Below are 22,219 nucleotides of genomic sequence, written 5' to 3' on the forward strand. Positions count from 1 at the left end.
ACGAAGGAGGGGCTGTGAGCGAGCGTGGCGGGCGAACCGTCGAGCACGGCGGCGTCACCCTCACGGCCCCCGCTCCCGCCGGCACCCGGACGCCCGTCGCCCGGATGGTCGCCCAGGGGCGGCGCCGGCGCGCCTCCCGGCGCCGTGTCGTCGTCCTGACGCTGGCGGTGCTCGTCGTCGCCGGATTCCTCGTGACGCTGATGGCCGGGCAGACGTTCTACCCGCTCGGCGACGTGGTCCGCGTCGTCCTCGGCGAGCAGGTCCCCGGGGCGTCCTTCACGGTCGGGCGGCTCCGGCTGCCGCGGGCCGTCCTCGCCGTGGCCGCGGGGTTCTGTTTCGGTCTGGGCGGCGTCACCTTCCAGACGATGCTCCGCAACCCGCTGGCCAGCCCCGACATCATCGGCATCAGCTGGGCGGCGAGCGCCGCGGCGGCCGTCGCGATCGTGTCGCTGTCCCTGGAGCGGGCCGAGGTGTCGTTCCTCGCCATCGTCTCCGCCCTCGCCGTCGCCCTGCTGGTGTACACCCTGGCGTTCCGGGACGGGGTCGCCGGCACGCGGCTCATCCTGATCGGCATCGGGATCGCCGCCATGCTGGAGAGCATCACCTCCTACGTCCTGTCCCAGGCCGCCGACTGGGACCTGCAGGAGGCCCTGCGCTGGCTGACCGGCAGCCTCAACGGCACGACCTGGGAACAGGTCGTGCCCGTCGTCGTGGCGCTGGCCGTCCTGGCCCCCGTCCTGCTGTCACAGGGGCGTGACCTGTCGGCACTGCAGCTCGGCGACGACACCGCCGCCGCCCTCGGGGTCCGCGTCGAACGCACCCGCCTCACGGTGATCGTCGCCTCGGTCGGTCTCATCGCCTTCGCCACGTCGGCGGCCGGGCCTATCGCGTTCGTGGCGTTCCTGTCCGGCCCCATCGCGGCCCGGCTCGTCGGGACGGACGGCTCCCTGCTCGTGCCCGCCGGGTTCGTCGGCGCCCTGCTGGTCCTGGTCGCCGACTTCACCGGCCAGTTCGCGTTCGACATCCGCTACCCGGTCGGCGTCGTCACCGGCGTCCTGGGAGCGCCGTACCTCGTCTACCTGATCGTCCGCACCCACCGGGCCGGAGGCTCGCTGTGACCACGTCCCACTCCCTCGCGGCCGAGGGCCTCACCCTCGGCTACGGCGACCGCGTCGTCGTCGAGTCCCTCGACCTGGCCGTGCCGCCCGGCGAGGTCACGGTCATCGTCGGCGCGAACGCCTCCGGGAAGTCGACGCTGTTGCGCTCCCTGTCGCGGCTGCTGCGGCCCCGCGCGGGCCGTGTCGTCCTGGACGGCAAGGAGGTGCACCGCATGCCCGCCAAGGAGCTGGCCCGCACGCTCGGGCTGCTGCCCCAGTCGCCGGTCGCGCCCGACGGCATCACCGTGCTCGACCTGGTGGGCCGTGGCCGCCACCCCCACCAGGGGATCTTCTCCCGGTGGACCGACCGGGACGACGCCGCGGTGGCGTCCGCGCTGGAGGCCACCCGGACGACGGAGCTCGCCGACCGCGCGATCGACGAGCTGTCCGGAGGCCAGCGCCAGCGGGTCTGGATCGCGATGGCGCTGGCCCAGCAGACCGACCTGCTCCTGCTGGACGAGCCCACCACCTTCCTCGACGCGAGCCACCAGATCGAGGTCCTGGACCTGCTGACCGACCTGAACCGCACGCGCGGCACCACCATCGTGATGGTCCTGCACGACCTCAACCTCGCGGCCCGCTACGCCGACCATCTCATCGCCCTCGCCGACGGCCGCCTGCACGCCTCCGGCGTCCCGGAGGAGGTCCTCACCCAGGACATCGTCCGCGCCGTCTTCGGCCTCGACAGCCGGATCATCGTCGACCCCGTCTCGGGCCGCCCCCTGATGCTCCCCATCGGCCGCCACCACGTCCGGTCCCTGCCCGTCCCGTCCGCGGGTCCCGCCGGCGCGACGGAGCCCGCAAAGCCCGCGGAGCTCGCGGAGCCCCCGAGCTCCGCGAGTTCCCCGAATTCCGCGAGCTCCGCGCCCCGCTGATCCGGCGGGATCTCAGCAGGCCGCCGCCGCCGTACGGCGGAGCAGGGGGTCGGCGGCGGTGCGCAGCTCGTCGCTGAACGGCGCGGGCCGCAGCGTGGCCGGGTCCAGGTTGACGTTGACGCGGTAGCCCTCGGCGTGCACCACGGCGCGGTCGGGCGACAGCACGCGGAAGCCGTACACGCCGCTGCTGCGGCCCAGGCGGTCGATCCAGAAGTGCACCAGCGGCTCGCCCGCCCCGGCGATGGGGATGTGGTAGGTCACCTTGAACTCGCGTACGGCCAGGAAGACGTCCTTGAACGCGGACAGGGCCGGGTCGGGCGCCCAGCCCAGGCGCCGCCAGTACGCGCTGATCGCCCGCTCGACCAGCAGGGAGTAGCGGGAGTTGTGCAGCAGCCCCATGGCGTCGAGATCGTCGAAATGCACCTGGACCGGCTCGTGAACACCGTCTTCGATCATGGTCAGTCCTCCGGGAGAAGTGAGGGGTCCGGGCAGAGCGCGCGCAGGCGTTGCAGCACGGCACGACGGCCGTGGACGAAGGCGGCCGGCCCGTCGTGCAGGCGGGAGTGAAGGACGATCATCTCCCCGAGCGCGTCGATCTCGTACGCGAGCTGGGCCGGGTCCACGCTCCCGTCCAGCTCGCCCAGCGCCATGGCCTCGGACACCTGCCGCCGGATGAACCCCAGCCAGTCGCGCAGCGCCCGTGAGACACGGTCGCGCACCGCCCCGGGCCGGTCGTCGAACTCGGCCTGCACGCTGAAGAAGAAGCACCCGCCGGGCAGCACGCCGTCGCTGTAGAACCGCAGCCGCGCCTCGTGCAGCGCGAACAGCCGCCGCACCCCGGCAGGGGCCAGCAGGGACGGTGCCACCACCGCCTCGGTCCACTGCCGGACGGCCCACTCCACCGCGTCGAGCTGCAGCTCCTCTTTGTCCTGCCAATGGGAGAAAAATCCGGACTTGCTGGTGCCGGTCGCCGTGGCGAGCCGACCCAGGGAGAGCCCGTTCAGCCCTTCGACCGAGGCCAGGCTCACCGCCTGCTCCAGGATCGCCTCCCGGCTGCGCAGCCCCCGCAGCCGCCGTCCGTCGGTCGTCATGGAGGCACACTATATTAACGACCGATCGTTTGTATATCTCCCGTGCCGACGCGCCGTTCCGCCGTCTCCGCGACACCCGGTGAGCGCAGGGGTGACCGGCGTCCCCGCGCCCGTGCCCCGGGACGTCCACGCGCCGACGCGGCCGGGGCGCATCCGGCGACCGTCCCGGCTGCGGCAGAATCGGGGGACACGACGTGCGGACCGGCCCCTCCGGCAGGTGGCGCCGGCCCGGTGACGACGAGGGGGGACCCCGCGGTGAGATACCTGATGCTGATCTACGGCAACGAGGACATCTGGAACAGCCTGGCGCCCGAGGAGATGGCGCGGCTGGTCGACGAGGTCGACGCCTTCAACGCCGCGCTGCGCGAGTCCGGGGAACTGCTCGGGTCCGAGGGGCTGGTCCCCCGGCCGCGGTCGCTCCGGCCGGTGCCGGGCGACGTGGTCGTCACCGACGGCCCCTACATCGAGGCGAAGGAGTACGTCGGCTCCTACTTCGTGGTCGAGGTCGACGACGAGCGGCGCGCGCTGGAGATCGCGAGGTCCTACCCCGGGCTGCGCCACGGCGCCGGCGGCCTGGAGGTGTGGCCGCTGATGGAGCGCGGCTGGGCGAGTGACGAGGCCTGACGACCCGGTCGAGGAGCCGCCCGGAGCCTCCGCCGATCCGGTGGAGGGGCCGCAGGGGACCGGGAACCCGGTCGAGGAGCTGCTGAGGTCGCTGGCCTCCCGGGTGCTCGGCTCGCTCGTGCGCCGGTACGGCGACTTCGCCCGGTGCGAGGACGCGACCCAGGAGGCGCTGATCGCCGCGGCGGGCACCTGGCCGCGCGACGGCGTCCCGGCCCGTCCGCTGGGATGGCTCGTCACGGTCGCCGCGAACCGCTACATCGACCAGGTCCGGGCCGACGGCGCCCGGGAGCGCCGGGAGCGGGCCGTCCACGACGCCACGCCGCGCGACGCGCTGGTCGCGCCGCCGCCGGACGTCGAGGAGAACCGCGACGACCTGCTGGAACTGCTGTTCCTGTGCTGCCACCCGGCGCTGACCGCCGCGTCGCAGATGGCGCTCACGCTGCGGGCGGTCGCCGGGCTGACCACCGGTGAGGTGGCCGCGTCCTTCCTGGTGCCCGAGAAGACGATGGGACAGCGCATCTCGCGGGCCAAGCAGCGCCTGCGCGAGGCCGGGGCGCGTTTCGAGGCGCCCGCCGAACCAGAGCGGGGACCGCGGCTGCGGGTCGTGCTGCACGTGCTGTACCTGATGTTCAACGAGGGCTACAGCGCCAGCACCGGCTCGCACCTGCGCCGGCCCGACCTGACCCGGCAGGCCCTGCATCTCGTACGCCGGCTGCACGCGCGGCTCCCCGAGTCCGGCGAGACCGCGGGCCTGCTGGCGCTGATGCTGCTGACCGAGGCCCGCGGTGCGGCGCGTACCGGCCCCGACGGCGTGCTCGTGCCGCTGGCGGAACAGGACCGGTCGCTCTGGGACGCCGCCGCCATCGCCGAGGGGAGCGCCCTCGTCGCCCGTACGCTGGCGACCCGGCCGCTCGGCCCGTACCAGGTGCAGGCGGCCATCGCGGCGGTGCACGACGAGGCGCCCTCGGCCGAGGCCACCGACTGGCGGCAGATCCTGGGGCTGTACGAGGTCCTGGAGCGCCTGGAGCCCAACCCCGTCACCACCCTCAACCGGGCGGTCGCGCTGGCGATGGTGCGCGGGCCGCGCGCCGGGCTGGCCCTGCTGGAGGAACTGGGGTCCGGGATGCTCGCCGGCCACCACCGGCTGCTGGCGGTCCGCGCCCACCTGCTCGACCGGGACGGCCGGGCCGCCGAGGCCGCCGAGGCGTACCGGGAGGCCGCGCGCCTGGCCGGCAGCCGCCCCGAGCAGCGGTTCCTCCTCGGGCGCGCCGCCCGCTGCGCCGGGTGAACCGGCCGGTCACGGGCGCTCCGGGTGGCCGTGCCGCGACGACGGCGCGGGCACGGGGCGGGTCGCGGGGGCGGGCCGGACGGCGCCTTCATGATCGCGATGCGGTACGGAGAGGGCCGGGGGACCTGTCCGGACGACGGCGTCGACATTTCCGCGCGGGCATGTAGAAACGCGATCCGCGGCTCCGTTTCCTCCTCGAACGGGCCCCACCGGGGGCCGGTACGAAGGAGCGAAACGACATGACCAAGGTGACGGCACAGATGTCGGTCTCACTTGACGGCCACTACGCCGGCCCGCGCCACGACGGCACGGGGAGCTGGCTGCACTCGGCGGAGGCCGCGGGCTTCTTCCGGATCACCCGATGGGCGACCAGCGCCATGGCCTGGCGCGAGCGGCAGGGTTTCCAGGGCGGCGAGAGCGACGTCGACTCCGACATCATCGCCGAGACGTTCGAGGCGGCCGGGGCGTACGTCATGGGCCGGAACATGGCGGACGGGGGAGAGGTGCCCTGGGGCGAGGAGCCGCCGTTCCGGGCGCCGGTGTTCGTGGTGACCCACCGCCCCCGCGAGGTCCTGAGGCGACAGGGCGGGACCAGCTTCACCTACGTCACCGACGGGGTGGCCAGCGCCGTCGAGCAGGCTCGCGCCGTCGCGGGCGGCAAGAACGTGGCGGTCGCCGGAGGCGGCACCCTGCTGCGCCAGGTCCTCAAGGCCGGTCTGCTGGACGAGCTGGAGCTGCACATCGTCCCGACCGTCCTCGGTACCGGGATGCGCCTGTTCGACGCCGATCTCGACCTCGCCCTGAAGGAGGCCATCGAGCTCACGCCCGTCAGGGTCGTGCACACCCCGAAGGTCACCCACATCCGCTACACCGTCGACGGGCGGGAGGCGCTCGTCCTGGACGACCGCGGCAGCGGCAGGGGCGTGCCGGGAACCGACGTGTCGTAACCCTCCCGGCCCGCTCACGGGGGCCTTCTCCGGGCCGGCCGCCGGTCCCCACCCGGATCGGCGGCCTCGTCCCGAAGTTTTGGATAGCCACACTATCCATTATTGGGTAGTGTGGCTATCCAACGAAAGGGAGCCACCATGACCGTGATCGTTCTCCTCCTCGCCACGCTGTGCTTCCGCCTGCTGGGAGCGGTGGCCGGCCTGACCCGCTTCGCCACCTGGCGGGCGAGCGCAGCGCACGGCCTGGCCGTCATGCTGGTGATGACCGCCAGTGCCCACTTCGTCCCGTCGGACGTGACCTTCATGCCGAACCACGCCGACATGACGGCCATGGTCCCGCCGTTCGTCCCGTTCCCCGGGCTCGTGGTCCACCTGACCGGCGTCCTGGAACTGGCCGGGGCGGTCGGGCTGGTGCTGCCGGCCACCCGGCGGGCGGCCGGGATCTGCCTGGCGCTGCTGTTCGTGCTCATGCTCCCGGCCAACGTCCACGCCGCGCTGGCCGACGTCCCCCTGGCGGGGGAGCCGGCGACGCCGCTGTGGCAGCGCGTCCCCGAGCAGGTCCTCTACATCGGCGTGGCCCTGTGGGCGGCGGGGGTCCTCGGGAGTCGCCCCGGCCGTGCGCCCGCCGCGGGCGACGCCCACGCGCGAGCCCCGATCAGCCGGTGAAGCCCCCGGCGTGCTTCCCGGCCTCTCCCGTACGAGAGGTCACGGCCGGGACGGCGGCGCGGGAGCCGTGATGCCCGTGACCTCCGCGAAGGACTCCCCCGCCGACATCCGCTCGACGAGGTCCCGCACCGCCCGCGGCCCGCGGCCCGCCCCGGCCCAGCGGCTCACCCGGCACGCGGCCTCGGCGTAGACCCCGGGGTCGGCGGACGCGGCGCGCAACCAGTCCTTCAGCGTGGCCGGGAGCACCGGGCGGGGCTCGGCCCGGCACCGGTCACCGGCCGGGCCGAGGTAGCGGGGGTCCTCGCTGACCAGGACGGCGAGCCCCTCGTCGAACCACTGCGGCACCTCGCCGTCGCCGAGGCGGGCGTGCAGTTCCACGTGCGAGAGCTCGTGGGAGGCGATCACAGGGTCGGCGCCGCGCGGGGAGAGCATCACCGCGCGGTTCAGCACGGCGACGCCGCGTTCCCCGCCGCCGCCGATCCGGCGGTAGCAGTCGTCGCTGAGGCAGACCAGGACGTCCGGCGAGCTCTCCCGCCCCCCGTAGAAGTCGCTCACCCGCCGTCCCGCCCGCTCGGCGACCTCGATCACCTGTCGGCGCCGCTCCGGTGACAGGCCCGGCTCCGCGTACAGGCCGGGCCGGAGCCGTTCCAGCCCGTAGCAGCCGGGGCAGGTGGTGGCCGCGACCGAGGGGAAGGCCAGCGCCGTCACGGCCACGGCCGCGACGAGCAGGACGGCGAGGACGGCGGCGAGGAGGGCGGCCACCCGGGCCGGCCGGCGCCTTCGTGGGGCGCGCGGCTCCCCGGCCGTCCCGCCCTCCGCATCGATCATGGGCACACGGTACCCCGGGCCGGCAGCCGGCGCGTGGTGACGTACCTGCTGACGTGGTCGATGACGCACGGGTTGGCCATCGCCGCGAAGAGGTTGTGGCCGGGCCCGTCGAACTCGATCGTCCGGCTGCCCGGGATCTGCCCGGCGACCCTGCGGGTGGACTCGAAGTCCAGCCACGTGCCCGCTCCCAGGATCGGCGGCAGGCCGCGGGGCATGGGCGCGGGCGGATTGGCCACCGGTGCCGGCCAGCCGGCGCAGGTGACCGGCAGGTGCCACGCGAGCGGGAACGCGGCACCGGTGTCGGGGGCGACCGCGCGCAGCCGCCGGACCGTGCGCGCCAGCTCCGCCTGCCCGGCCGGGCGCGGGAAGTCGAGGCACTCCTTCACCCCGCCACCGGGAAGGCCGGGGTACGGCTCGCGGTCGGACAGGGCGAAGCCCGAGGCGTCGCCGCCCTCGGCCGCGGTGACGGCCGCCACGAGCTCGTCCCACCGCGCGGGGCCCGGCCGGAGCTTCAGGAACCCCAGCGCCTGGATCTGCGTCCCGTCGAAGCGGGCGTTCACCGAGGGGGCGGGGATCGGCTCGCGGTCCGCCGTGGCGATCAGCGCCCGCCAGCGCTTCCGCATGCCGGGGGGCGCCCAGTCGAAGAACCGCTCGATGAGGCGTTCGTTCTCCCGGGCCTGGACGTCGAGTTCCCGCCCCCAGTCGCGCACGCTGTGGTTGCGGGTCCCGTCGATGTAGATCGTCCGTACCGTGCGGGGGAACAGCCGGGCGTAGGACTGCGCGATCGTGCCCCCGTAGGAGAGCCCGATGAAGTTCATCCGGTCCTCGCCCAGGGCGCGCCGGACGGCATCGGCGTCCCGCGCGTCGCTCGCCGAGTCCATGTGGTCGAAGAGCTCGGGGTCGGTGTCGCGGCACCTGTCGCCCCTGGCCCTGTTGGCCGCGGCGAGCCGGTCGAACCCGGCCTGGTCGGCGGGGAACGCCGGGGTGCGCAGCAGTCCCCAGTCGCACCGCAGCACCGGGCCGCTCAGCCCGGGGTAGCCGCGCGGGTCCCAGGTCACGACGTCCATGGACGCGCGGATCTTGTCGAAGATCGCCGGACGCGAGCGCATCGTGGCGATCTGGTGTCCCTGGGGGCCGCCGAAGTTGACCAGCACGGCCCCCTTCCTCTTCCCGGTGGCGGGCAGGCGCGCCACCTTGAGGGTGATCTTCCGGTCGCTTTCGGGCGACAGGGCGACGGGGAGGTCCGCGCACTGCAGCTCGGACGTGCCCGTACCGGGGCAGGCGCTCCATGCGAGGTCCCCGCCTGTCCCGGATGCCGGAGACGCCTGGGCCGGGAGCGGTGACGCGAGGACGACCAGCGCCATGAGTGATGTGAGCATGCCGGAACGCTACGGACGCGGGCAGGGCGCGGTCTGCCGCCGAAAGTCGTCGATCGTGTTCACTGAAGTCGACGGCCGGGCGGTCAGTAGGGTGAGGCCCATGGTGAGGTATGTCCTCGTTGTCGCGGTGGCGGTCGCCGACACGGCACTGCTGTGGCTGGACGGGGCGGGAGGCTGGACCCTCGCCGCGTACGCCGTGTCGGTGGCGTCGGTGATGGCGGCGGTGGACCGCCTGCCGTTCGCGGCCTTCCTCGCCGCCCTGGCGCTGGCGGTGTTCACCGGCGGGTCGCTGGCGCTGCTGGTCTGCACCGGTTTCCACGCCGGTCACCGCGTCCGTACCCGCTCCGACGTCGTCGTGACGGCCGTCGTGCTCGCCGCGTACGTGGGGGTGGTGCTGATGGTCGCCCAGCGGGCGCCCGGCGGCCAGGAGCCGTGGGCGGTACTGGTGCGGGCCGCGGTGCTCACCGTGCTGCCCCTGCTGGCCGGCCGGTACCTGGTGCGGCAGCGGGAGCACCTGCGCCGGGAGAGGGACCTCGTCGCCGAACGCGAGCGGCTGCGCATCTCCCGTGACATGCACGACTCGCTGGGGCACCTGCTCAGCCTGGTGTCCGTGCGGGCCGCGGCGCTGGAGGCGGGGTCGCTCTCGGCGGACCAGCGGCGGGAGGTGCACGGTCTCGCCGCCGCCGCGCGCACGGCCGCGGCCGAACTGCACCACGTGGTCGGTACGCTCCGGCGGCACGAGGGTCCCGGCCTGGAGGGGATCGACGGCCTCGTCGCGCGCCTCCGGGCGGCGGGGGTCGCGGTGACGGTCGAGACGTCGGGCCGGAGCGTCCCGCTCCCGGGCGAGGACGCGGCCCGCGCCGCCTACCGGGTCGTCCAGGAGGGGCTGACCAACGCGGTCAGGCACGCTCCGGGCGCGCCGGTCACCCTGTCGCTCGACTGGCAGCCCGACGTGCTCCTCGTCACCGTGGCCAACCCGGTGCCCCGCCGCGCTCCCACCGCGGAGACCGGGGGGACCGAGGGGACCGGGAGGGCCGGGGGGACCGGGGGGACCGGCCTGGCGGGGCTGTCGGAACGCGTCGGCGCGGCCGGTGGGCTGCTGCGCGTCCGGTCGGAGCCGCACGAGTTCCGGCTGGTCGCGATGCTGCCGCTGGCACCGGCCACCACCGGGGCCGCGGCATGATCAAGGTGCTGATCGCCGACGACGAGCCCCTCATCACCGCGGGCATCCGCACGGTCCTGGAGTCGGCCGGGGACATCGAGGTGGTGGCCGTCGCGCGCGACGGGCGCGAGGCGGTCGAGGTCGCCCGCCGGCGCCACGTCGACGTGGCCCTGCTGGACATCTCCATGCCGGTGCTGGACGGCCTGGCCGCGGCCGCGGAACTGGCGGGGCCGCGCGTGGTGATCCTCACCGCCTTCGGCGACGAGGAGAACGTACGGCGAGCCGTACGGCAGGGCGTGTCCGGGTTCGTGGTGAAGACCTGCGCCCCGGAGGAACTCATCCGGGCGGTGCGCGCCGCGCACGCCGGGCAGGCGTACCTGTCGCCCGTCGTGGCCCGTCAGGTGCTCGACATGGCCGGAGCGGGCGACGGCCGGGGGCCGGGGGACGACCGGCGCGGGCCCGACGCCTCCCGGCTGCTGGCCGCCCTGACGGCCCGCGAGGCCGACGTCCTCGCCCTGGTCGCCGAGGGGCTCTCCAACGCCGAGGCCGGGCGGCGGCTCCACATGACCGAGGCGACCGTCAAGACCTACATGAGCCGTGTCCTGGCCAAGCTCGGCTGCGCCAACCGGGTGCAGGCGGCCCTGCTGCTCCGCGACGCGGCGTCACGGCACTGACCGGGCCGCGGCCCATGTCTCGTTTGGTGATTTTTCAACCGTGGTCGCGCAGTGACGCGCAGTCGCGGATCGTGCGGGTCCACTCGGCCAGGCCGGGGTCGCCGGAGGACGCCTCCCGCAGGCGGTCCCACAGGCCGGCCCTGGTCCAGCGCGCGAACCAGCGGTGCGCGGTGGGCACGGTCACCCCGAAGGCCGGCGGCAGGTTCTGCCAGGCGCATCCGCTGGTGACCACGTAGACGACCGCGGCCAGCACCCTGCGCTGGTCCGCGGTCGCCCGGCCGCCGCCCTGCGGTCTGGGCAGCCGCTCCGGCATGAGCGTCCGGGCCAGCGCCCACATCTCGTCGGGCACCAATCTGCGGGCGAGAGCGTCCATGCCGTCGATCCTGCCCCGGCCGCGCGCCGCGGGGGACCCTCGCGCCGTCCCGGGAGATCCCTCCCGATGCCGCCGCAGGTCCCTGACACCCCTTCCGACCTGCCAAACGAGACATTCGCTCATGTGCGGGCGGTGCCCTCGCGCGGTTATCGTCGGCCCTCCCCAACGGAAGGAAGATCATGAGAATTCTCGTGACGGCGGCGACGGGCACGGTCGGGCGCATCGTGGTCGACCGGTTGCTCGCGGCGGGCCGCACGGTCCGGGCGCTGACCCGGAACCCGGACAGGGCGGGCCTGTCCGGCGCGGCCGAGGTGGTCGCCGGGGACCTGACGGACGCGGACGCGGTCGAGCGGGTCCTGGAGGGGGTCGACCACGCCTACCTCGTGCCCGGCGTCGTCGACCTGGACGCCTCGCGCCTGTTCGCGGACCGGGCGGCGCGGGCCGGGGTCCGGCGGATCGTCACCCTGACCAGCTCGGCGGTGACGGTACGGCGGCCCGGCGACCACGAACCGCTCCACCGGGCCGAACAGGCCGTCGAGGCGGCCGTGCCGGAGTGGACGCACGTGCGGCCGGGCGAGTTCGCCGTCAACAGGCTGGACTTCTGGGGGCCCTCGATCCGCGCGGAGAACGTGGTCCGCAACGCCTTCCCCGACGCGCTCGGCGTGCCGATCCACGAGGCGGACATCGCCGAGGTGGCCGTCGCGGCGCTCGTGGAGGACGGTCACGCGGGCCGGGCGTACACGCTGAGCGGGCCCGAGGCGCTCAGCCACCGGCGGCAGGCCGCCGCGATCGGCGACGGGCTGGGCAGGGAGATCCGCTTCGAGGCGCTGACCTACGGCCAGGCCCGCCGCGCCTACATCGAGGCCGGGCTGCCCATGGAGATCGCCGAGTACGTCCTGAGCTACCAGGCCGAGTACGCCGAGGAGCCGCCCGAGGTCTCGCCCGACGTCGAGCGGGTCCTCGGCAGGCCCGGCCGCACGCTCGCCCGGTGGGCCGCCGACCACGCGGCCGACCTGGGCTGAGCGTCCGCCACGGCCGTCAGCGGCGACCTTCGGCGGCCGGCCGTCAGCGGTGACCTTCGGCGGCCGGCCGTCAGCGGTGACCTTCGGAGGCCGGGCGGGAACGGGAGGAGGTGAGGTCCTCGTCGGGCACGCCGTCGCCCAGGATCGCGGCGAGGCGGTCGAGGTCGTCCTCCTGCAGGCGCCGGTAGGACGGGATCAGCAGCCCGGTCAGCGGGCGCAGGGGGCCGCGCAACCGGACGTCGAGGGTCGCGACGAGGGCGACCACGCCGTCGGGCCGGGCCTCCAGGCGGCGGGATCCGCTCACGGTGACCGTGGCGCCGCCGCCCCGGTACTGGGCGAAGGTGGGACCGGCCCGTTCGACGCGGGTGGGCGTGACGAAGGTCAGGCCCGCGAACCGCAGTTCCTCGACGATCCGCTGCCCGGTCACGGCCCGTCCCGGCGGCTCGACGTCCATCCGCCGGACCTGCGCCCGCCAGAGCGGGTCGTGCGACCAGTCGAGGAACAGCCGGGCCGCCGTGTCGAGCGAGGTCCGGACGACCCGCATGCCGGTGATCGTGCCCATGTCAGGCCCCCGCCGGCCGGGCGCCCCAGAACTCGTCGACCTCGTACTGGTCGCGGCTGTGCAGCCAGGACTCGGCGATGAGGCCGTCCCGCATGGTCATGACGTGCGCCAGGTTGTTCTCCAGCGGGACGTCCACGCCGGGGCGGGTGGCGGTGTACGTGGTCAGGGCGACGGCCTGCTCGTCGTCGGCGAGGACGCGGTGGACGGTCAGCGTGAGCGTCCCCCCGGTGACGGCCGAGGCGTCGGCGACGAATCCGATGACCGCGTCGCGGCCCTCGTAGTCGCCGGTGTTGGCGCTGCGCCCGGGGACGTGCAGGACCGAGTCCGGGGTGAGCGCGCCGCGGGCCGCCTCCAGGTCACCCCTGCCGAGTGCGGCGTAGAAGTCCCGGACGACCCGGGCGTTGACGGTGACCGCGGTACTCATGATCGGACCTCCCGAATGTATTTCGACGTGGAAATACTTGCACCGATCTATTTCGATGTCAAAATAGTGGGATGACGGAAGAGGCCGGGGATCCGGTACGGCGCATGGTCGAGCAGTGGGCCGCCCTGCGGCCCGACGTGGATCCGGGGCTCATGGCGCTGTTCGGCAGGCTGACCAGGGTCGAGAGGCAGGCCGGTGCCGCGATCGCCGCGGTGCTGCACCCGTACGGGCTCAACCGGGGGGAGTTCGACGTGCTCGCCACCCTCTACCGGGGAGGCGGGGAGCTGTCCCCGGGCGAGCTGGCACCGGCGCTGCTGCTCTCACCGGCGGCGGTCACCAACCGCATCGACCGGCTGGAACGATCGGGCCACCTGCGACGGGAACCCGACCCGCAGGACGGCCGGGGCGTCCGCGTCCGGCTCACCGACACCGGGCGGGAACTGCTGGAGAGGGCGCTGGCCGACCACGTGGCCGGTCTGGCGAGGCTGGCCGCCGGGATCACCGAGGCCGAGCGCGCCCGGCTGGACGCGCTGCTGGAGAAGCTGGCCGGGAGCATGGAGGGGTGACGGGACGGCCACCGGGCCGCCCCGCCACACCGTGTCACCGGCCGCGAACGTCACCGCTCGCGAACGTCACCGGCGGTGAACGTCACCGGCCGAGAACGTCACCGGCCGCCACCACGGGGTCAGCCGCGACGCCACTTCTGGTTGGCGCCGCCGAGGCAGTCCCACTGCTGCAGTTCCGTGCCGTTGCCGCCCCAGCTCGTGACGTCCACGCACTTGTTGGACTGCGGGTTGACCAGGTCGCCGGCCGCGGTCAGGACGAACTGCTGGGCGGGGTTTCCGCTGCAGTTGGCGAGCTGGATGGCGGCGCCGTTGGCGGTGGAGCCCCAGGCCACGTCCATGCACATCCCCATGGCCCGCACGGTGCCGTCACCGGGGAAGGTCCAGCTCTGGGCGGGGGTGGTGTTGCAGTCCCACACCCGCAGGCGCTTGCCGTCGGCGGGGATGCCGTCGGGGATGTCGATGCACCTGTCCTGCCAGCCGATGAGCCGGCTGCCGCCCCCGCCGCCGGTGGTGGTCAGGGTCAGCCCGTACACGCTCAGGATCTCGTTGAGCGGCTGGTAGAAGGTGTGGCCGCCGTTGGAGCAGTTGCCGGCGCCGCCGGAGGTCACGCCCTGGGCCTGGTCACCGGTGATGTAGGCGCCGCCCGAGTCGCCGCCCTCGGCGCAGGCGCTGGTCTGGGTGAGCCCGTGCACCAGGGAGCCGGAGTAGTTGACGGTCACGTTCTTGGCCTGGATGACGCCGCAGCGCCAGCCGGTGGTCCGCCCGGAGCGGCAGATCGAGGCGCCGACCACGGCCTCCTGGGAACCGGCCACCGGCACGGTGCCGCCGCCGTAGTTGTTCACCCACGGGCGGGGCGTCCAGTTGCCGTTGGTGCGCACCCAGGCGTAGTCGTTGCCCGGGAACGACGAGCCCGCGAAGGTGCCCTGGGAGACGTTGTTGTGGCCCAGGGTGGGGCTGCCCGTGCCGCCGCAGTGCCCGGCGGTGACGAAGCCGCCGTTGTTGACGGAGAAGCCCACCGAGCACAGCGTGTTGCCGTTGATGACGTACTGGTCGCCGCCGCGGATGTCGTAGAGGGTCCTGGGCGCCTCGCTGACGGCGACGCGCACCGCGCCGGCGTCGACGGCACCGGCCTTGACGAAGCGCTCGGCCGCCGAGCGTTCGGCCGCCGAGACCACCACGGTGTTCGCGGCCACGTCCACGTACCAGGTGTGCACGTCCTTGCCCGCGCGGCCGGCGGCCCGGTCGAGCGCGTCCTTGGTGGCGGTCAGCTGCCGCTCGCTGCGCGGCACGGGCACCGGCACCGCGCCGGCGGCGCGGACCACGGCGGCGTCGGCGTCGTTCACGACACCGACGGCCAGCCGTGCCTCACCGGGGGCGAACCAGGCACCGGCGAACCGGTCGGCCAGGCGGGCGCGAAGCCGCCGCTCCACCACGGAGGCCGCGGCCTCGTGCGCCTGGCGGACGCGGACCTCGGTGGCGGTCAACCCGAGGTCGCGCTGCAGCGCCTGCTCGGCGGTGGCCGCCCTGGACGGGTCCGGGCCGGGTCCGGGCACCGTGACGGCCTGCGCCGGCACGGGCGGGAGGACGAGCGCGGCGGCGAGTACCGCCACACCGGTCAGCATGCTGAATCTCACGACGGGTCCTTCGAGTGGGGGGTGGACGAGGCGTGAGAGCGCTCTCAGGAAAGAAACTTTTCATTTCTTACAGATGAAGTCAATAAGGGTCGGGGGTGCAATGCGATCAGCGCGCGGCCCGCCCGTGCGGGGGCGTGTCACGTCGTACGCCCCCGCACGGGCGGGCCGTCCGCGGGCGGGCCGATGAGGGATGCAGCACTATGGAGGAGTGGACGACCTCGACGACGTACTGCACGCGGTGGGCCCCCGGCTGCGGTCGTTACGGCAGAGCAGGGGGGTCACCCTCGCCCAGCTCTCCACGACGACCGGGATCTCGGTGAGCACGCTCTCGCGGCTGGAGGCCGGGCAGCGCAGGCCGACGCTGGAGCTGCTGCTGCCGCTGGCACGGGCCCACCAGGTGCCGCTCGACGAGCTGGTCGGCGCGCCCGTGACGGGCGACCCGCGGGTCCACCCGCGCCCCTTCCAGCGGCACGGCATGACGTTCATCCCGCTGACGCGCCGCCCCGGCGGCCTGCAGGCCTACAAGATGGTGGTCCCGGTGAACTGGCCCTCGCACGAGCCTGAGCTCCAGGTCCACGAGGGGTACGAGTGGATGTACCTGCTGTCCGGCAGGCTACGGCTGCGGCTCAACGACCGGGACGTGCTGCTCACCGCCGGGGAGGTGGCCGAGTTCGACACCCGGATCCCGCACTTCTTCGCCAACCCCGGGCCCGGGGTGGCCGAGATGCTCAGCCTGTTCGGGCCCCAGGGCGAACGGGTGCACGTCAGGGCCCGGCCGCGGCGGGACGCTCACTGAGGGGCGGCCGGCCCGCGGCCCGGCCGGTCGCGGTGCCGCCCGTCCCGGTGGTCCCGCCGGTTCCCGTGCCCGCGGTGTTCCCGCCGGTCCCACCGGTCCTGCCGGTTCCCGGGGGCACCGCGTGCTCGCCGGAGCGCAGCGCGCTCACCAGGACGCCGGGGGTGTCGGTGAAGAGGCGGATCACGGTCGCCTCGGCGAGCCCTCCGAGCGGGCGGACGACGGTGACCGGCTCGCTCAGCTCGACGACCACGTTGGTCTGCGACCCTACCGCCAGACCCAGCCGGCCGTCCTTCACGGTGACCATGCCGCTCTCGTTGTAGCAGGGGGAGACCCGTACCGAGGAGATCAGGGCGCGCGGGACGCGCAGGTCGAGGTAGGCGCCGTAGCGCAGGCGCAGTTCCGTGGGGGTCACCACGTGCGGCCGGGTCACGCAGGCGGCGGCGAACGCCAGCGCGTACACGATCCCGGACAGGTCGATCACCAGCACCGCGAGGCGCGGTGCGGCAGGGACGCCGGTCGAGAGCAGCACCAGGTCCACCACGGCGGTCTCCACGGCCATCGCGAAGACCAGCAGCAGCAGCGTCGAGGACTGTCCCCCGGAGTAGGGCACGGCGACGGCTCCGGGCGGCACGCCGTCGCGGCGGCGCGCGGCCCAGAGCACGAGGCTCACCGCGCCCTTCAGCTCGAACCCCATGATCCGGCGCACCCGTGAGGGCACCAGCCGCTCCACGGTGGCCCGCAGCGCGGCGCGCCGGTCCGCGCCGGCCCGCCGCCCGGCCCGGAACAGCCGGTAGGCGACCGTCGTCTCCAGGACGAGCACCGCCGCCACGGCCACCTCGGCCCCGACCAGCACCGGAACGGGCAGGGAGACCCCCGCCACGAGCAGGACCACCAGCAGCAGTTCCGCGGGGAGCACGGCGAACATCGCGGCACGCGCGATCCGGAGCATCATGCCCGCTCCCTCAGCATGGCCACGACCAGCCGGAACGTCTCGACCTGCGCGGGGGGCAGCATGTCGCCCATCGCCTCCGTCCACGTCTCGGCCTCCGGCTTCTCCAGTTCGGTGAGTATCGTCTCGGCCATCTCCGCGGGCAGGTGCGCGACCAGGTCGGCGGCGAGCACGGCCACCCGGGGGTCGCCGGGGTCCGCGTCGGCCAGCTCGTCGAGCCGCGCGTACAGGGCGTGCCCGCGCGCGAGCGCCTCGGGCTCGGTGAGCGGCCGGAGCAGGTCGAACAGCCGGGCGCGGCCGGCCGGGTCGGTCGCGGTGTCCATCAGCGCCAGCAGCTCGCGGTCGGCCGCGGCGAACGCCGAGCCCTCGACGGACAGGTCGCGCAGCACCGACGCCATCTGCGGGGAGACCGCCGAGTCGGGGTGCGGGTCCGCCTCCGCGAGCAGCGCGGCCAGCCGTTCCCGCCGGGCGCCGATCGCCCGCTGCTGCGCGGCCAGGTCGGCGTCCAGTTCCTCCAGCACCTCGCGCAGCTCCCGGCCCCGGTCGTCGGCCAGCACGTCGCGGATCTCGTCCAGCGACAGGCCCAGCTCGGCCAGCCGCCGTACGCGGGCCAGGACGACCGCGTCGCGCAGCCGGTAGGTCCGGTAGCCGTTGGCCCGGCGTACCGGCTCGGGAAGGAGTCCCAGGTGGTGGTAGTGGCGCACCGTCCGGGTGGACACCCCGGCCAGCGCGGCGAGCTCGCCGATCCTCATGCCCTCATTAGAAACGTTGACGTCGCGGCAAGGTCAACCGCGTCCGCGCCGGTACGCCCTCCCGGGACGCGCGACGGCCGGGACGCGCGACGGGGCGCGGTCCCGGCCGAGGGCTCAGGGGTTCACGTGAGGGCCGGACGGCCCGGGACGAGGTCGAGGGGACGGACGTCCCGGGAAGGGGTCAGAGGTCGTGGTTCTCGATGGCCTGCTTCAGGGCGGCCTGCGTCGCCTGGTGGGAGGCGACCCCGTTCGCGATGGCGAAGTCGATCATCGAGGTGTCCGCCTCGAAGGTGAGGTACTCGGTGACCTGGGTCTTCGTGCCGGACAGCCTCGTGAAGACGATCCTCTGGTGGGTGACGACGCCCGGGAACGTCCAGCTGTCCGTCTCGTAGTAGTGGCCCTGGTAGTTGATGCGCTGCTGGGCGTGCGTGTTGATGGTGACGATCGTGCCCTGGTACGGGAGCTCCTCGACGGCCGTCAGGTCGATGTGGCGCTCGGCCCCCACGAACCGGTCCCTGTGGGTGACGACCCGCTTCAGGAAGGAGTGCTTGCCGATGTGGTTGCTGAAGTCGATGTACGCCGGGAACACCCGGGCGATCGGGGCGTCGATCGTGATGGAGATGCTGTCCTCGGCCTGGCTCCGGCCCGAGCCCGGTGCGGGCGGGGTGTTCTCGTAGAACCGGTGGGTGTCCCACGCGGCCTGCCATTCGGCGGCGATCTGGGCGTCGTCCACGGGGGTGTCGGCGCGGGCGGGGCCGGAGAGAGCGGTGAGGACGAGGGCGGCGGCGAACAGCTGGGCCGCAAGAAGTCGGAGGTGCTTCTTCACGTATACCCCAAGAGGAGACAGTAGTTACAAACGATCTTTTATCGCATGTTGTCGTGATCTACCGACTTTTTGGGATTAAGAAGGGAAAAATCTTTGCGGCACGGTCCCGGGCCGCCACCGCCCTCCGCCCGTCTCCGGCCCTCCGACACGGCTCGACACGGCTCGACGCGGCCCTTTTCCTGCCTGGTCCGGCCCACCTGGTCCGACCGGTACCGGTTCGTCCAGGACCGGGCTCGATCGCGAACGGGCCGGGCCGGGGACCCGACCGGTCAGGAGCGTTCCTGCCGGGGCAGGACCACCTCCCGGACGATGAGCAGGACCGCGGCGACGATCGGGATGCCGAGCAGCGCGCCCAGCACGCCCAGCAGCGCGCCGCCCAGCAGGGCGCCGACGATCGTGGCGAGCGGCGGCACGTCGACCGAGCTCTTCATCACGGCCGGCGCGATCCAGTAGTTCTCGATCTGCTGGTAGATCGTGAAGAAGATCAGGCAGACGATGCCGACGGTCGGGGAGACGAAGAAACCCACCAGGGAGGCGACGCCCGCGCCGATGAAGGCGCCGACCAGCGGGATGAGGTCGGTGAGCGCCACGATCAGGGAGAGCGCCAGGGCGTAGGGGACCTCCATGATGCTCAGGAAGATGAAGGTCGTGACACCCGCGATGAGCGAGATGATCAGGTTTCCGGCGACGTACCCGCCGATGCTGTCGATGATCTGGTCGCCCAGCAGGGCCGCGCGGTTGCGGCGGGTCCGGGGGAACAACCGGTAGGCCATCCGCTTGAGCGACTTGAGCGAGCCCAGGAAGTACAGCGTCAGCACCAGGACCGTCAGCGAGTTGAAGACCGCGCCGATGACGACCGACCCGATGCCGAGCACGCCGCCGAACATCTGGGTGCCGAAGGCCCCGCTCGTGAAGTACTGCTGGAGCTTCTCCAGGATCTGGAAGCGCTGGTCCAGGTCGCGGATGAGCGGGTTGTTCTGCAGCTCCTGGACGTACTGCGGGAGCTCGGCGACGAACTGGGTGGACTGGGTGGTCAGCGGGGGGACGATGGCCAACCCGACGACCACGAAGACCAGGATGACGCCCAGGAAGACGACGGTGATGGCGCCCGACCGCGGGACACGGCGCCGCTGGAGGAACTCGACCGCCGGGTTCAGGCCGATGGCCAGGAAGAGCGAGACGATGATGAGGATCAGCACCGAGCTCACCGTCACCACCGCCTGCACCAGCCACCAGGCGGTGAGCACGCCCAGGGCGGCGGTGAAGCCGAACACGAACGGGTTGCCGCTCATCGAGCGTCCGGGACGGCCGAACGGCAGCGCCGGGGAGGCGCCGGCCGGAGCCTCCGGGGGCACGACCCTGTCCGGGGTGACGGCCGCGGCCCTGCCGGGGGGCGCGGGCGGGACACCGGGCAGCACGAGGGGCCCCGCGGACGTCAGGATCGGTTCCGGAGCCGCCGTGCCGGTCTCCGGCACGGCCGCCCCCGCGGGCGCACCCGGCACGGTGCTTCCGTCCGGCACGGCGTTCCCGTTCGGTACGGCGCTCTCGGCCGGTGCGGTGGGGCGGGCGGGGGCCTCCGGTCCCGTCGGCGGGACACCGGAGGTGGACGGGGAGGATGCCGACGGGCCGCGGCCGCCGGAAGTGGACTCGGACACCCCTGGCCACTGCCCGTTCACGCGGGAGATAGTCGGCCTTCCCGGGAGGCCCTTCCCCTGGTCGCCGCCCTGACCGGCGTCGTGGTCACCACCCCGGCCGCCGCCCTGGTCGTCGCGCGGACCGTGACCGCCGTCGTGACCGCCGTGGTCGCCACCCGGTCGCCACCCGGTCGTCGCCCCGGCCGCCGTCGTGGTCGTCGGGCGGACGGGGATCGCGGGACGGCCGGGCCCGCGGGTCAGGTCATGTTGACGTACTGGCGGGGGCGCAGGGCGTGACCGCGCAGGGCGGCCAGGGCGGCGGAGCGACCGGCCACGGTGAGGCGGCCCCCGGCCCGCAGGCCGAAGGCGTCCAGGCGCTTGCCCAGCTCGTTGAGCGAGGCGTCGACCTCCACGGTCTGCCACTCCGTGCAGTCGATCACCGCGGCGACGTGGTCGCGGTCGGCCGGGGCTCCGTCGGCGAGCAGCATCAGCGCCACCTCCCTGGCCGAGGCGCGGAAGCCGTTCTCCCCGGACTCGGGGGCGAGCAGCGCGGCGGTGACGGTCTCCCAGAGCAGGTCGGCGTCGCCCAGCAGGCGCTCGCCCGCCTGGGTGGTCACCAGCCGCCTGCCGGTCCGGCGCAGCGCGCCCATCTGGTCCTGGGCCACCTCGCGGACGGCCGCCAGCTCGGCGCCGCTCCAGGGACTCTCCGCGAGCACGGAACGGGCCAGGTTGTGCCGCTGGGTCAGCGGGATGCCGCCGGTCCGCAGGCCGGCCTCCAGCAGCCAGCGCAGCGCGTCCAGGTGGGCCTCACGCGGTGCCGGGATGGGGGCGTGCAGCCGTACCTCGAAGGGCTGGGCGAGCTCGCGCCAGGCGGTGCCCCGGCCCAGCACCCAGCGGTTGAGCCGCTCGCCCTGGACGCGGTGGAGCCAGTTGTCGCCCCCCAGCTCGGGGCGGGGCGCGGTGAGCCAGCGGCTGGTGAGCCGACGGCGCCCCTCGGCGGAGGGCAGGGACTCGCCGGGGGCGGGGACGAGCTCGCCGGAGACGATGGCCAGCTCCAGCGCGGCCGAGCAGGCGCCGTGCGCGCCCAGCTCCTCCGGGCCCATGATCGAGCTCCACCGCAGCTCGGGGACGTCGGGCGGGAGCACACCCGTGGCGTCCAGGGCACTCTGGTAGGCGGCCGTACCGGCGTCCTCGCCCAGGCGGACGTAGGTGCGCAGGATGTGCGTGGTCGTGGACGAGGAGCAGAGCGCGGCGTAGCGCTCCAGGCCGCCCAGCCGCAGCAGGCGGCCCAGCGCCCGGGCGATCGCGGCGCGGTCCCCGGTGACCTTGCAGGGCAGGGTGTACCAGAGGAACTCGCACACGTTGAGCTGGGTGATCGTCTCCAGCGGCTCGCCGCCGGTGAGCCAGTCGATCGCGCTGCGGGCGTGCTCGGCGGAGGCGGGCTCGGAACGCTCCAGCTCGGACAGGAGTGCGGCCACGTCCGGTGCAGGCATGCCTCGAAGTCTGCCGTATACGGGCCTGCTCTGACGATGAACGTGACGTAATGGATCCTGCACGGCGCCTACCCTAAGAAATGTCTTCCAAGTGGCTCATATCCGGGCTCTCAGATCCAGCCCTTCTTGAAGAGCATCCGTGAACTCCACTCGGCGTACGGGATGAGCTCGCCGGTGAGCACCGGGTACAGCCACCAGAAGTTGACCAGCGCCAGCAGGGTGAAGGCGCCCACGACCGCGGCGCCGACCATCCGCCGGACCGGGGTGGCGCTCAACGGGCCCAGGATCAGCCCGGCCGCGAGCACGATCGCCAGGATCATGAAGGGCACCATGGGGATCGCGTAGAACAGGAACATCGTCCGGTTGTCGGCGATCGCCCAGTAGAACCAGGGCAGCCAGCCGGCGGCGTAGGCGAGCAGGACGGCCCCGGCGCGCCAGTCGCGGGTGGCGACGTACCAGGCGATCATGGCGATGAGCGCGGCCAGGCCGCCGTACCA

The 22,219-nt window shown here is 73.7% G+C and carries 24 protein-coding genes and 1 pseudogene; 11 read left to right on the forward strand and 14 right to left on the reverse strand.

Annotated features, from left to right (window positions below; genetic code table 11):
- Positions 1-104 precede the first annotated feature (104 nt).
- Both ACZ6RT_RS30530 and ACZ6RT_RS30535 read left to right on the forward strand, forming a co-directional pair.
- Positions 105-1,118, forward strand: a complete 1,014-nt coding sequence (locus tag ACZ6RT_RS30530; protein ID WP_399188362.1) for a FecCD family ABC transporter permease — start codon at positions 105-107, stop codon at positions 1,116-1,118.
- Positions 1,115-2,032, forward strand: a complete 918-nt coding sequence (locus ACZ6RT_RS30535; protein ID WP_470157367.1) for an ABC transporter ATP-binding protein — start codon at positions 1,115-1,117, stop codon at positions 2,030-2,032. The genes ACZ6RT_RS30530 and ACZ6RT_RS30535 overlap by 4 nt, the downstream gene beginning before the upstream one ends.
- A 12-nt stretch (positions 2,033-2,044) precedes the next feature.
- Here the strand turns inward: ACZ6RT_RS30535 and ACZ6RT_RS30540 are convergent, their stop codons facing one another.
- On the reverse strand, positions 2,045-2,488 hold the full coding sequence (locus tag ACZ6RT_RS30540; protein ID WP_470157368.1) for an acyl-CoA thioesterase: 444 nt from the start codon (positions 2,486-2,488) through the stop codon (positions 2,045-2,047).
- A 2-nt stretch (positions 2,489-2,490) separates the two neighbouring features.
- Positions 2,491-3,123 (reverse strand): TetR/AcrR family transcriptional regulator, encoded by a 633-nt coding sequence (locus ACZ6RT_RS30545; RefSeq protein WP_344899170.1) that lies wholly within the window; start codon positions 3,121-3,123, stop codon positions 2,491-2,493.
- 255 nt (positions 3,124-3,378) lie between these two features.
- On the opposite strand from ACZ6RT_RS30545, the gene ACZ6RT_RS30550 reads away from it, so the two are divergent.
- The 4 genes from ACZ6RT_RS30550 (at position 3,379) to ACZ6RT_RS30565 (ending at position 6,648) form a co-directional block, all read left to right on the forward strand.
- Positions 3,379-3,747: a YciI family protein gene (locus tag ACZ6RT_RS30550; protein WP_399188305.1), complete on the forward strand. Its 369-nt coding sequence runs from the start codon at positions 3,379-3,381 to the stop codon at positions 3,745-3,747.
- Positions 3,734-5,035 (forward strand): RNA polymerase sigma factor, encoded by a 1,302-nt coding sequence (locus ACZ6RT_RS30555; RefSeq protein ID WP_470157369.1) that lies wholly within the window; start codon positions 3,734-3,736, stop codon positions 5,033-5,035. The genes ACZ6RT_RS30550 and ACZ6RT_RS30555 overlap by 14 nt, the downstream gene beginning before the upstream one ends.
- A gap of 239 nt (positions 5,036-5,274) precedes the next feature.
- Positions 5,275-5,982, forward strand: a complete 708-nt coding sequence (locus tag ACZ6RT_RS30560) for a dihydrofolate reductase family protein (RefSeq protein WP_470157370.1) — start codon at positions 5,275-5,277, stop codon at positions 5,980-5,982.
- Between the two features lie 138 nt (positions 5,983-6,120).
- Positions 6,121-6,648 (forward strand): hypothetical protein, encoded by a 528-nt coding sequence (locus tag ACZ6RT_RS30565; RefSeq protein ID WP_399188299.1) that lies wholly within the window; start codon positions 6,121-6,123, stop codon positions 6,646-6,648.
- A 39-nt stretch (positions 6,649-6,687) separates the two neighbouring features.
- On the opposite strand, the gene ACZ6RT_RS30570 is transcribed toward ACZ6RT_RS30565, so the two are convergent.
- Both ACZ6RT_RS30570 and ACZ6RT_RS30575 read right to left on the reverse strand, forming a co-directional pair.
- Positions 6,688-7,476, reverse strand: coding sequence for a hypothetical protein (locus ACZ6RT_RS30570; protein ID WP_470157371.1), 789 nt, complete (start codon positions 7,474-7,476; stop codon positions 6,688-6,690).
- Positions 7,473-8,855, reverse strand: a complete 1,383-nt coding sequence (locus tag ACZ6RT_RS30575) for an alpha/beta fold hydrolase (RefSeq protein ID WP_470157372.1) — start codon at positions 8,853-8,855, stop codon at positions 7,473-7,475. Before ACZ6RT_RS30575 ends, ACZ6RT_RS30570 begins: the two co-directional genes overlap by 4 nt.
- 100 nt (positions 8,856-8,955) lie before the next feature.
- Between ACZ6RT_RS30575 and ACZ6RT_RS30580 the strand changes: the two genes are divergently transcribed.
- Positions 8,956-10,038 (forward strand): sensor histidine kinase, encoded by a 1,083-nt coding sequence (locus tag ACZ6RT_RS30580; RefSeq protein ID WP_470157373.1) that lies wholly within the window; start codon positions 8,956-8,958, stop codon positions 10,036-10,038.
- A complete protein-coding gene (locus tag ACZ6RT_RS30585; protein ID WP_470157374.1) occupies positions 10,035-10,691 on the forward strand; it encodes a response regulator in 657 nt (218 codons plus the stop codon). The genes ACZ6RT_RS30580 and ACZ6RT_RS30585 overlap by 4 nt, the downstream gene beginning before the upstream one ends.
- 34 nt (positions 10,692-10,725) lie before the next feature.
- Here the strand turns inward: ACZ6RT_RS30585 and ACZ6RT_RS30590 are convergent, their stop codons facing one another.
- Positions 10,726-11,064 carry a transposase gene (locus tag ACZ6RT_RS30590; RefSeq protein WP_399188289.1) on the reverse strand — a complete coding sequence of 113 codons (339 nt, stop codon included), beginning with the start codon at positions 11,062-11,064 and terminating at the stop codon, positions 10,726-10,728.
- A gap of 179 nt (positions 11,065-11,243) precedes the next feature.
- Here ACZ6RT_RS30590 and ACZ6RT_RS30595 point away from each other — a divergent pair, with 179 nt between their 5' ends.
- Entirely contained in the window at positions 11,244-12,086 is an 843-nt protein-coding gene (locus ACZ6RT_RS30595; RefSeq protein ID WP_470157375.1) for an NAD(P)H-binding protein, read from the forward strand.
- A 70-nt stretch (positions 12,087-12,156) separates the two neighbouring features.
- On the opposite strand, the gene ACZ6RT_RS30600 is transcribed toward ACZ6RT_RS30595, so the two are convergent.
- Together ACZ6RT_RS30600 and ACZ6RT_RS30605 are read right to left on the reverse strand one after the other, a co-directional pair.
- Complete coding sequence (locus tag ACZ6RT_RS30600; RefSeq protein WP_470157376.1) at positions 12,157-12,648, reverse strand: SRPBCC family protein; 492 nt, start codon at positions 12,646-12,648, stop codon at positions 12,157-12,159.
- Position 12,649: 1 nt separating this feature from the next.
- On the reverse strand, positions 12,650-13,072 hold the full coding sequence (locus ACZ6RT_RS30605) for a nuclear transport factor 2 family protein (RefSeq protein ID WP_470157377.1): 423 nt from the start codon (positions 13,070-13,072) through the stop codon (positions 12,650-12,652).
- Between the two features lie 71 nt (positions 13,073-13,143).
- Here ACZ6RT_RS30605 and ACZ6RT_RS30610 point away from each other — a divergent pair, with 71 nt between their 5' ends.
- Positions 13,144-13,638 carry a MarR family winged helix-turn-helix transcriptional regulator gene (locus tag ACZ6RT_RS30610; protein ID WP_399188280.1) on the forward strand — a complete coding sequence of 165 codons (495 nt, stop codon included), beginning with the start codon at positions 13,144-13,146 and terminating at the stop codon, positions 13,636-13,638.
- A 119-nt stretch (positions 13,639-13,757) separates the two neighbouring features.
- Here the strand turns inward: ACZ6RT_RS30610 and ACZ6RT_RS30615 are convergent, their stop codons facing one another.
- A complete protein-coding gene (locus ACZ6RT_RS30615; protein WP_399188278.1) occupies positions 13,758-15,272 on the reverse strand; it encodes a ricin-type beta-trefoil lectin domain protein in 1,515 nt (504 codons plus the stop codon).
- 208 nt (positions 15,273-15,480) lie between these two features.
- Between ACZ6RT_RS30615 and ACZ6RT_RS30620 the strand changes: the two genes are divergently transcribed.
- Positions 15,481-16,068 carry a helix-turn-helix domain-containing protein gene (locus ACZ6RT_RS30620; protein ID WP_399188276.1) on the forward strand — a complete coding sequence of 196 codons (588 nt, stop codon included), beginning with the start codon at positions 15,481-15,483 and terminating at the stop codon, positions 16,066-16,068.
- Here ACZ6RT_RS30620 and ACZ6RT_RS30625 read toward each other — a convergent pair.
- The 6 genes and pseudogenes from ACZ6RT_RS30625 to ACZ6RT_RS30650 all read right to left on the reverse strand — a co-directional run.
- Entirely contained in the window at positions 16,037-17,020 is a 984-nt protein-coding gene (locus ACZ6RT_RS30625; protein ID WP_470157378.1) for a hypothetical protein, read from the reverse strand. The genes ACZ6RT_RS30620 and ACZ6RT_RS30625 overlap by 32 nt on opposite strands.
- Positions 17,017-17,769 carry a MerR family transcriptional regulator gene (locus tag ACZ6RT_RS30630; protein ID WP_399188272.1) on the reverse strand — a complete coding sequence of 251 codons (753 nt, stop codon included), beginning with the start codon at positions 17,767-17,769 and terminating at the stop codon, positions 17,017-17,019. Before ACZ6RT_RS30630 ends, ACZ6RT_RS30625 begins: the two co-directional genes overlap by 4 nt.
- Positions 17,770-17,950: 181 nt before the next feature.
- Positions 17,951-18,595, reverse strand: a complete 645-nt coding sequence (locus ACZ6RT_RS30635; protein WP_470157379.1) for an SRPBCC family protein — start codon at positions 18,593-18,595, stop codon at positions 17,951-17,953.
- A 269-nt stretch (positions 18,596-18,864) separates the two neighbouring features.
- Positions 18,865-20,097 (reverse strand): AI-2E family transporter, encoded by a 1,233-nt coding sequence (locus tag ACZ6RT_RS30640; protein ID WP_470157380.1) that lies wholly within the window; start codon positions 20,095-20,097, stop codon positions 18,865-18,867.
- 389 nt (positions 20,098-20,486) lie between these two features.
- Positions 20,487-21,722, reverse strand: coding sequence for a hypothetical protein (locus ACZ6RT_RS30645; protein WP_470157381.1), 1,236 nt, complete (start codon positions 21,720-21,722; stop codon positions 20,487-20,489).
- A gap of 110 nt (positions 21,723-21,832) precedes the next feature.
- A pseudogene (locus tag ACZ6RT_RS30650) lies at positions 21,833-22,219 on the reverse strand (phospholipid carrier-dependent glycosyltransferase); the annotation flags it as partial.

It is taken from the genome of Streptosporangium sp. NPDC050148, from assembly GCF_055586505.1.

Bases quoted from the DNA above. Each gene is read 5' to 3' on its own strand.
- ACZ6RT_RS30585 (WP_470157374.1), top strand. From the start codon at position 10,035: ATGATCAAGGTGCTGATCGCCGACGACGAGCCCCTCATCACCGCGGGC.
- ACZ6RT_RS30560 (WP_470157370.1), top strand. From the start codon at position 5,275: ATGACCAAGGTGACGGCACAGATGTCGGTCTCACTTGACGGCCACTAC.
- ACZ6RT_RS30590 (WP_399188289.1), bottom strand. From the start codon at position 11,064: ATGGACGCTCTCGCCCGCAGATTGGTGCCCGACGAGATGTGGGCGCTG.
- ACZ6RT_RS30530 (WP_399188362.1), top strand. From the start codon at position 105: ATGGTCGCCCAGGGGCGGCGCCGGCGCGCCTCCCGGCGCCGTGTCGTC.
- ACZ6RT_RS30580 (WP_470157373.1), top strand. From the start codon at position 8,956: ATGGTGAGGTATGTCCTCGTTGTCGCGGTGGCGGTCGCCGACACGGCA.
- ACZ6RT_RS30625 (WP_470157378.1), bottom strand. From the start codon at position 17,020: ATGATGCTCCGGATCGCGCGTGCCGCGATGTTCGCCGTGCTCCCCGCG.
- ACZ6RT_RS30570 (WP_470157371.1), bottom strand. From the start codon at position 7,476: ATGATCGATGCGGAGGGCGGGACGGCCGGGGAGCCGCGCGCCCCACGA.
- ACZ6RT_RS30565 (WP_399188299.1), top strand. From the start codon at position 6,121: ATGACCGTGATCGTTCTCCTCCTCGCCACGCTGTGCTTCCGCCTGCTG.
- ACZ6RT_RS30575 (WP_470157372.1), bottom strand. From the start codon at position 8,855: ATGCTCACATCACTCATGGCGCTGGTCGTCCTCGCGTCACCGCTCCCG.
- ACZ6RT_RS30600 (WP_470157376.1), bottom strand. From the start codon at position 12,648: ATGGGCACGATCACCGGCATGCGGGTCGTCCGGACCTCGCTCGACACG.
- ACZ6RT_RS30540 (WP_470157368.1), bottom strand. From the start codon at position 2,488: ATGATCGAAGACGGTGTTCACGAGCCGGTCCAGGTGCATTTCGACGAT.
- ACZ6RT_RS30645 (WP_470157381.1), bottom strand. From the start codon at position 21,722: ATGCCTGCACCGGACGTGGCCGCACTCCTGTCCGAGCTGGAGCGTTCC.
- ACZ6RT_RS30545 (WP_344899170.1), bottom strand. From the start codon at position 3,123: ATGACGACCGACGGACGGCGGCTGCGGGGGCTGCGCAGCCGGGAGGCG.
- ACZ6RT_RS30595 (WP_470157375.1), top strand. From the start codon at position 11,244: ATGAGAATTCTCGTGACGGCGGCGACGGGCACGGTCGGGCGCATCGTG.
- ACZ6RT_RS30630 (WP_399188272.1), bottom strand. From the start codon at position 17,769: ATGAGGATCGGCGAGCTCGCCGCGCTGGCCGGGGTGTCCACCCGGACG.
- ACZ6RT_RS30610 (WP_399188280.1), top strand. From the start codon at position 13,144: ATGACGGAAGAGGCCGGGGATCCGGTACGGCGCATGGTCGAGCAGTGG.
- ACZ6RT_RS30605 (WP_470157377.1), bottom strand. From the start codon at position 13,072: ATGAGTACCGCGGTCACCGTCAACGCCCGGGTCGTCCGGGACTTCTAC.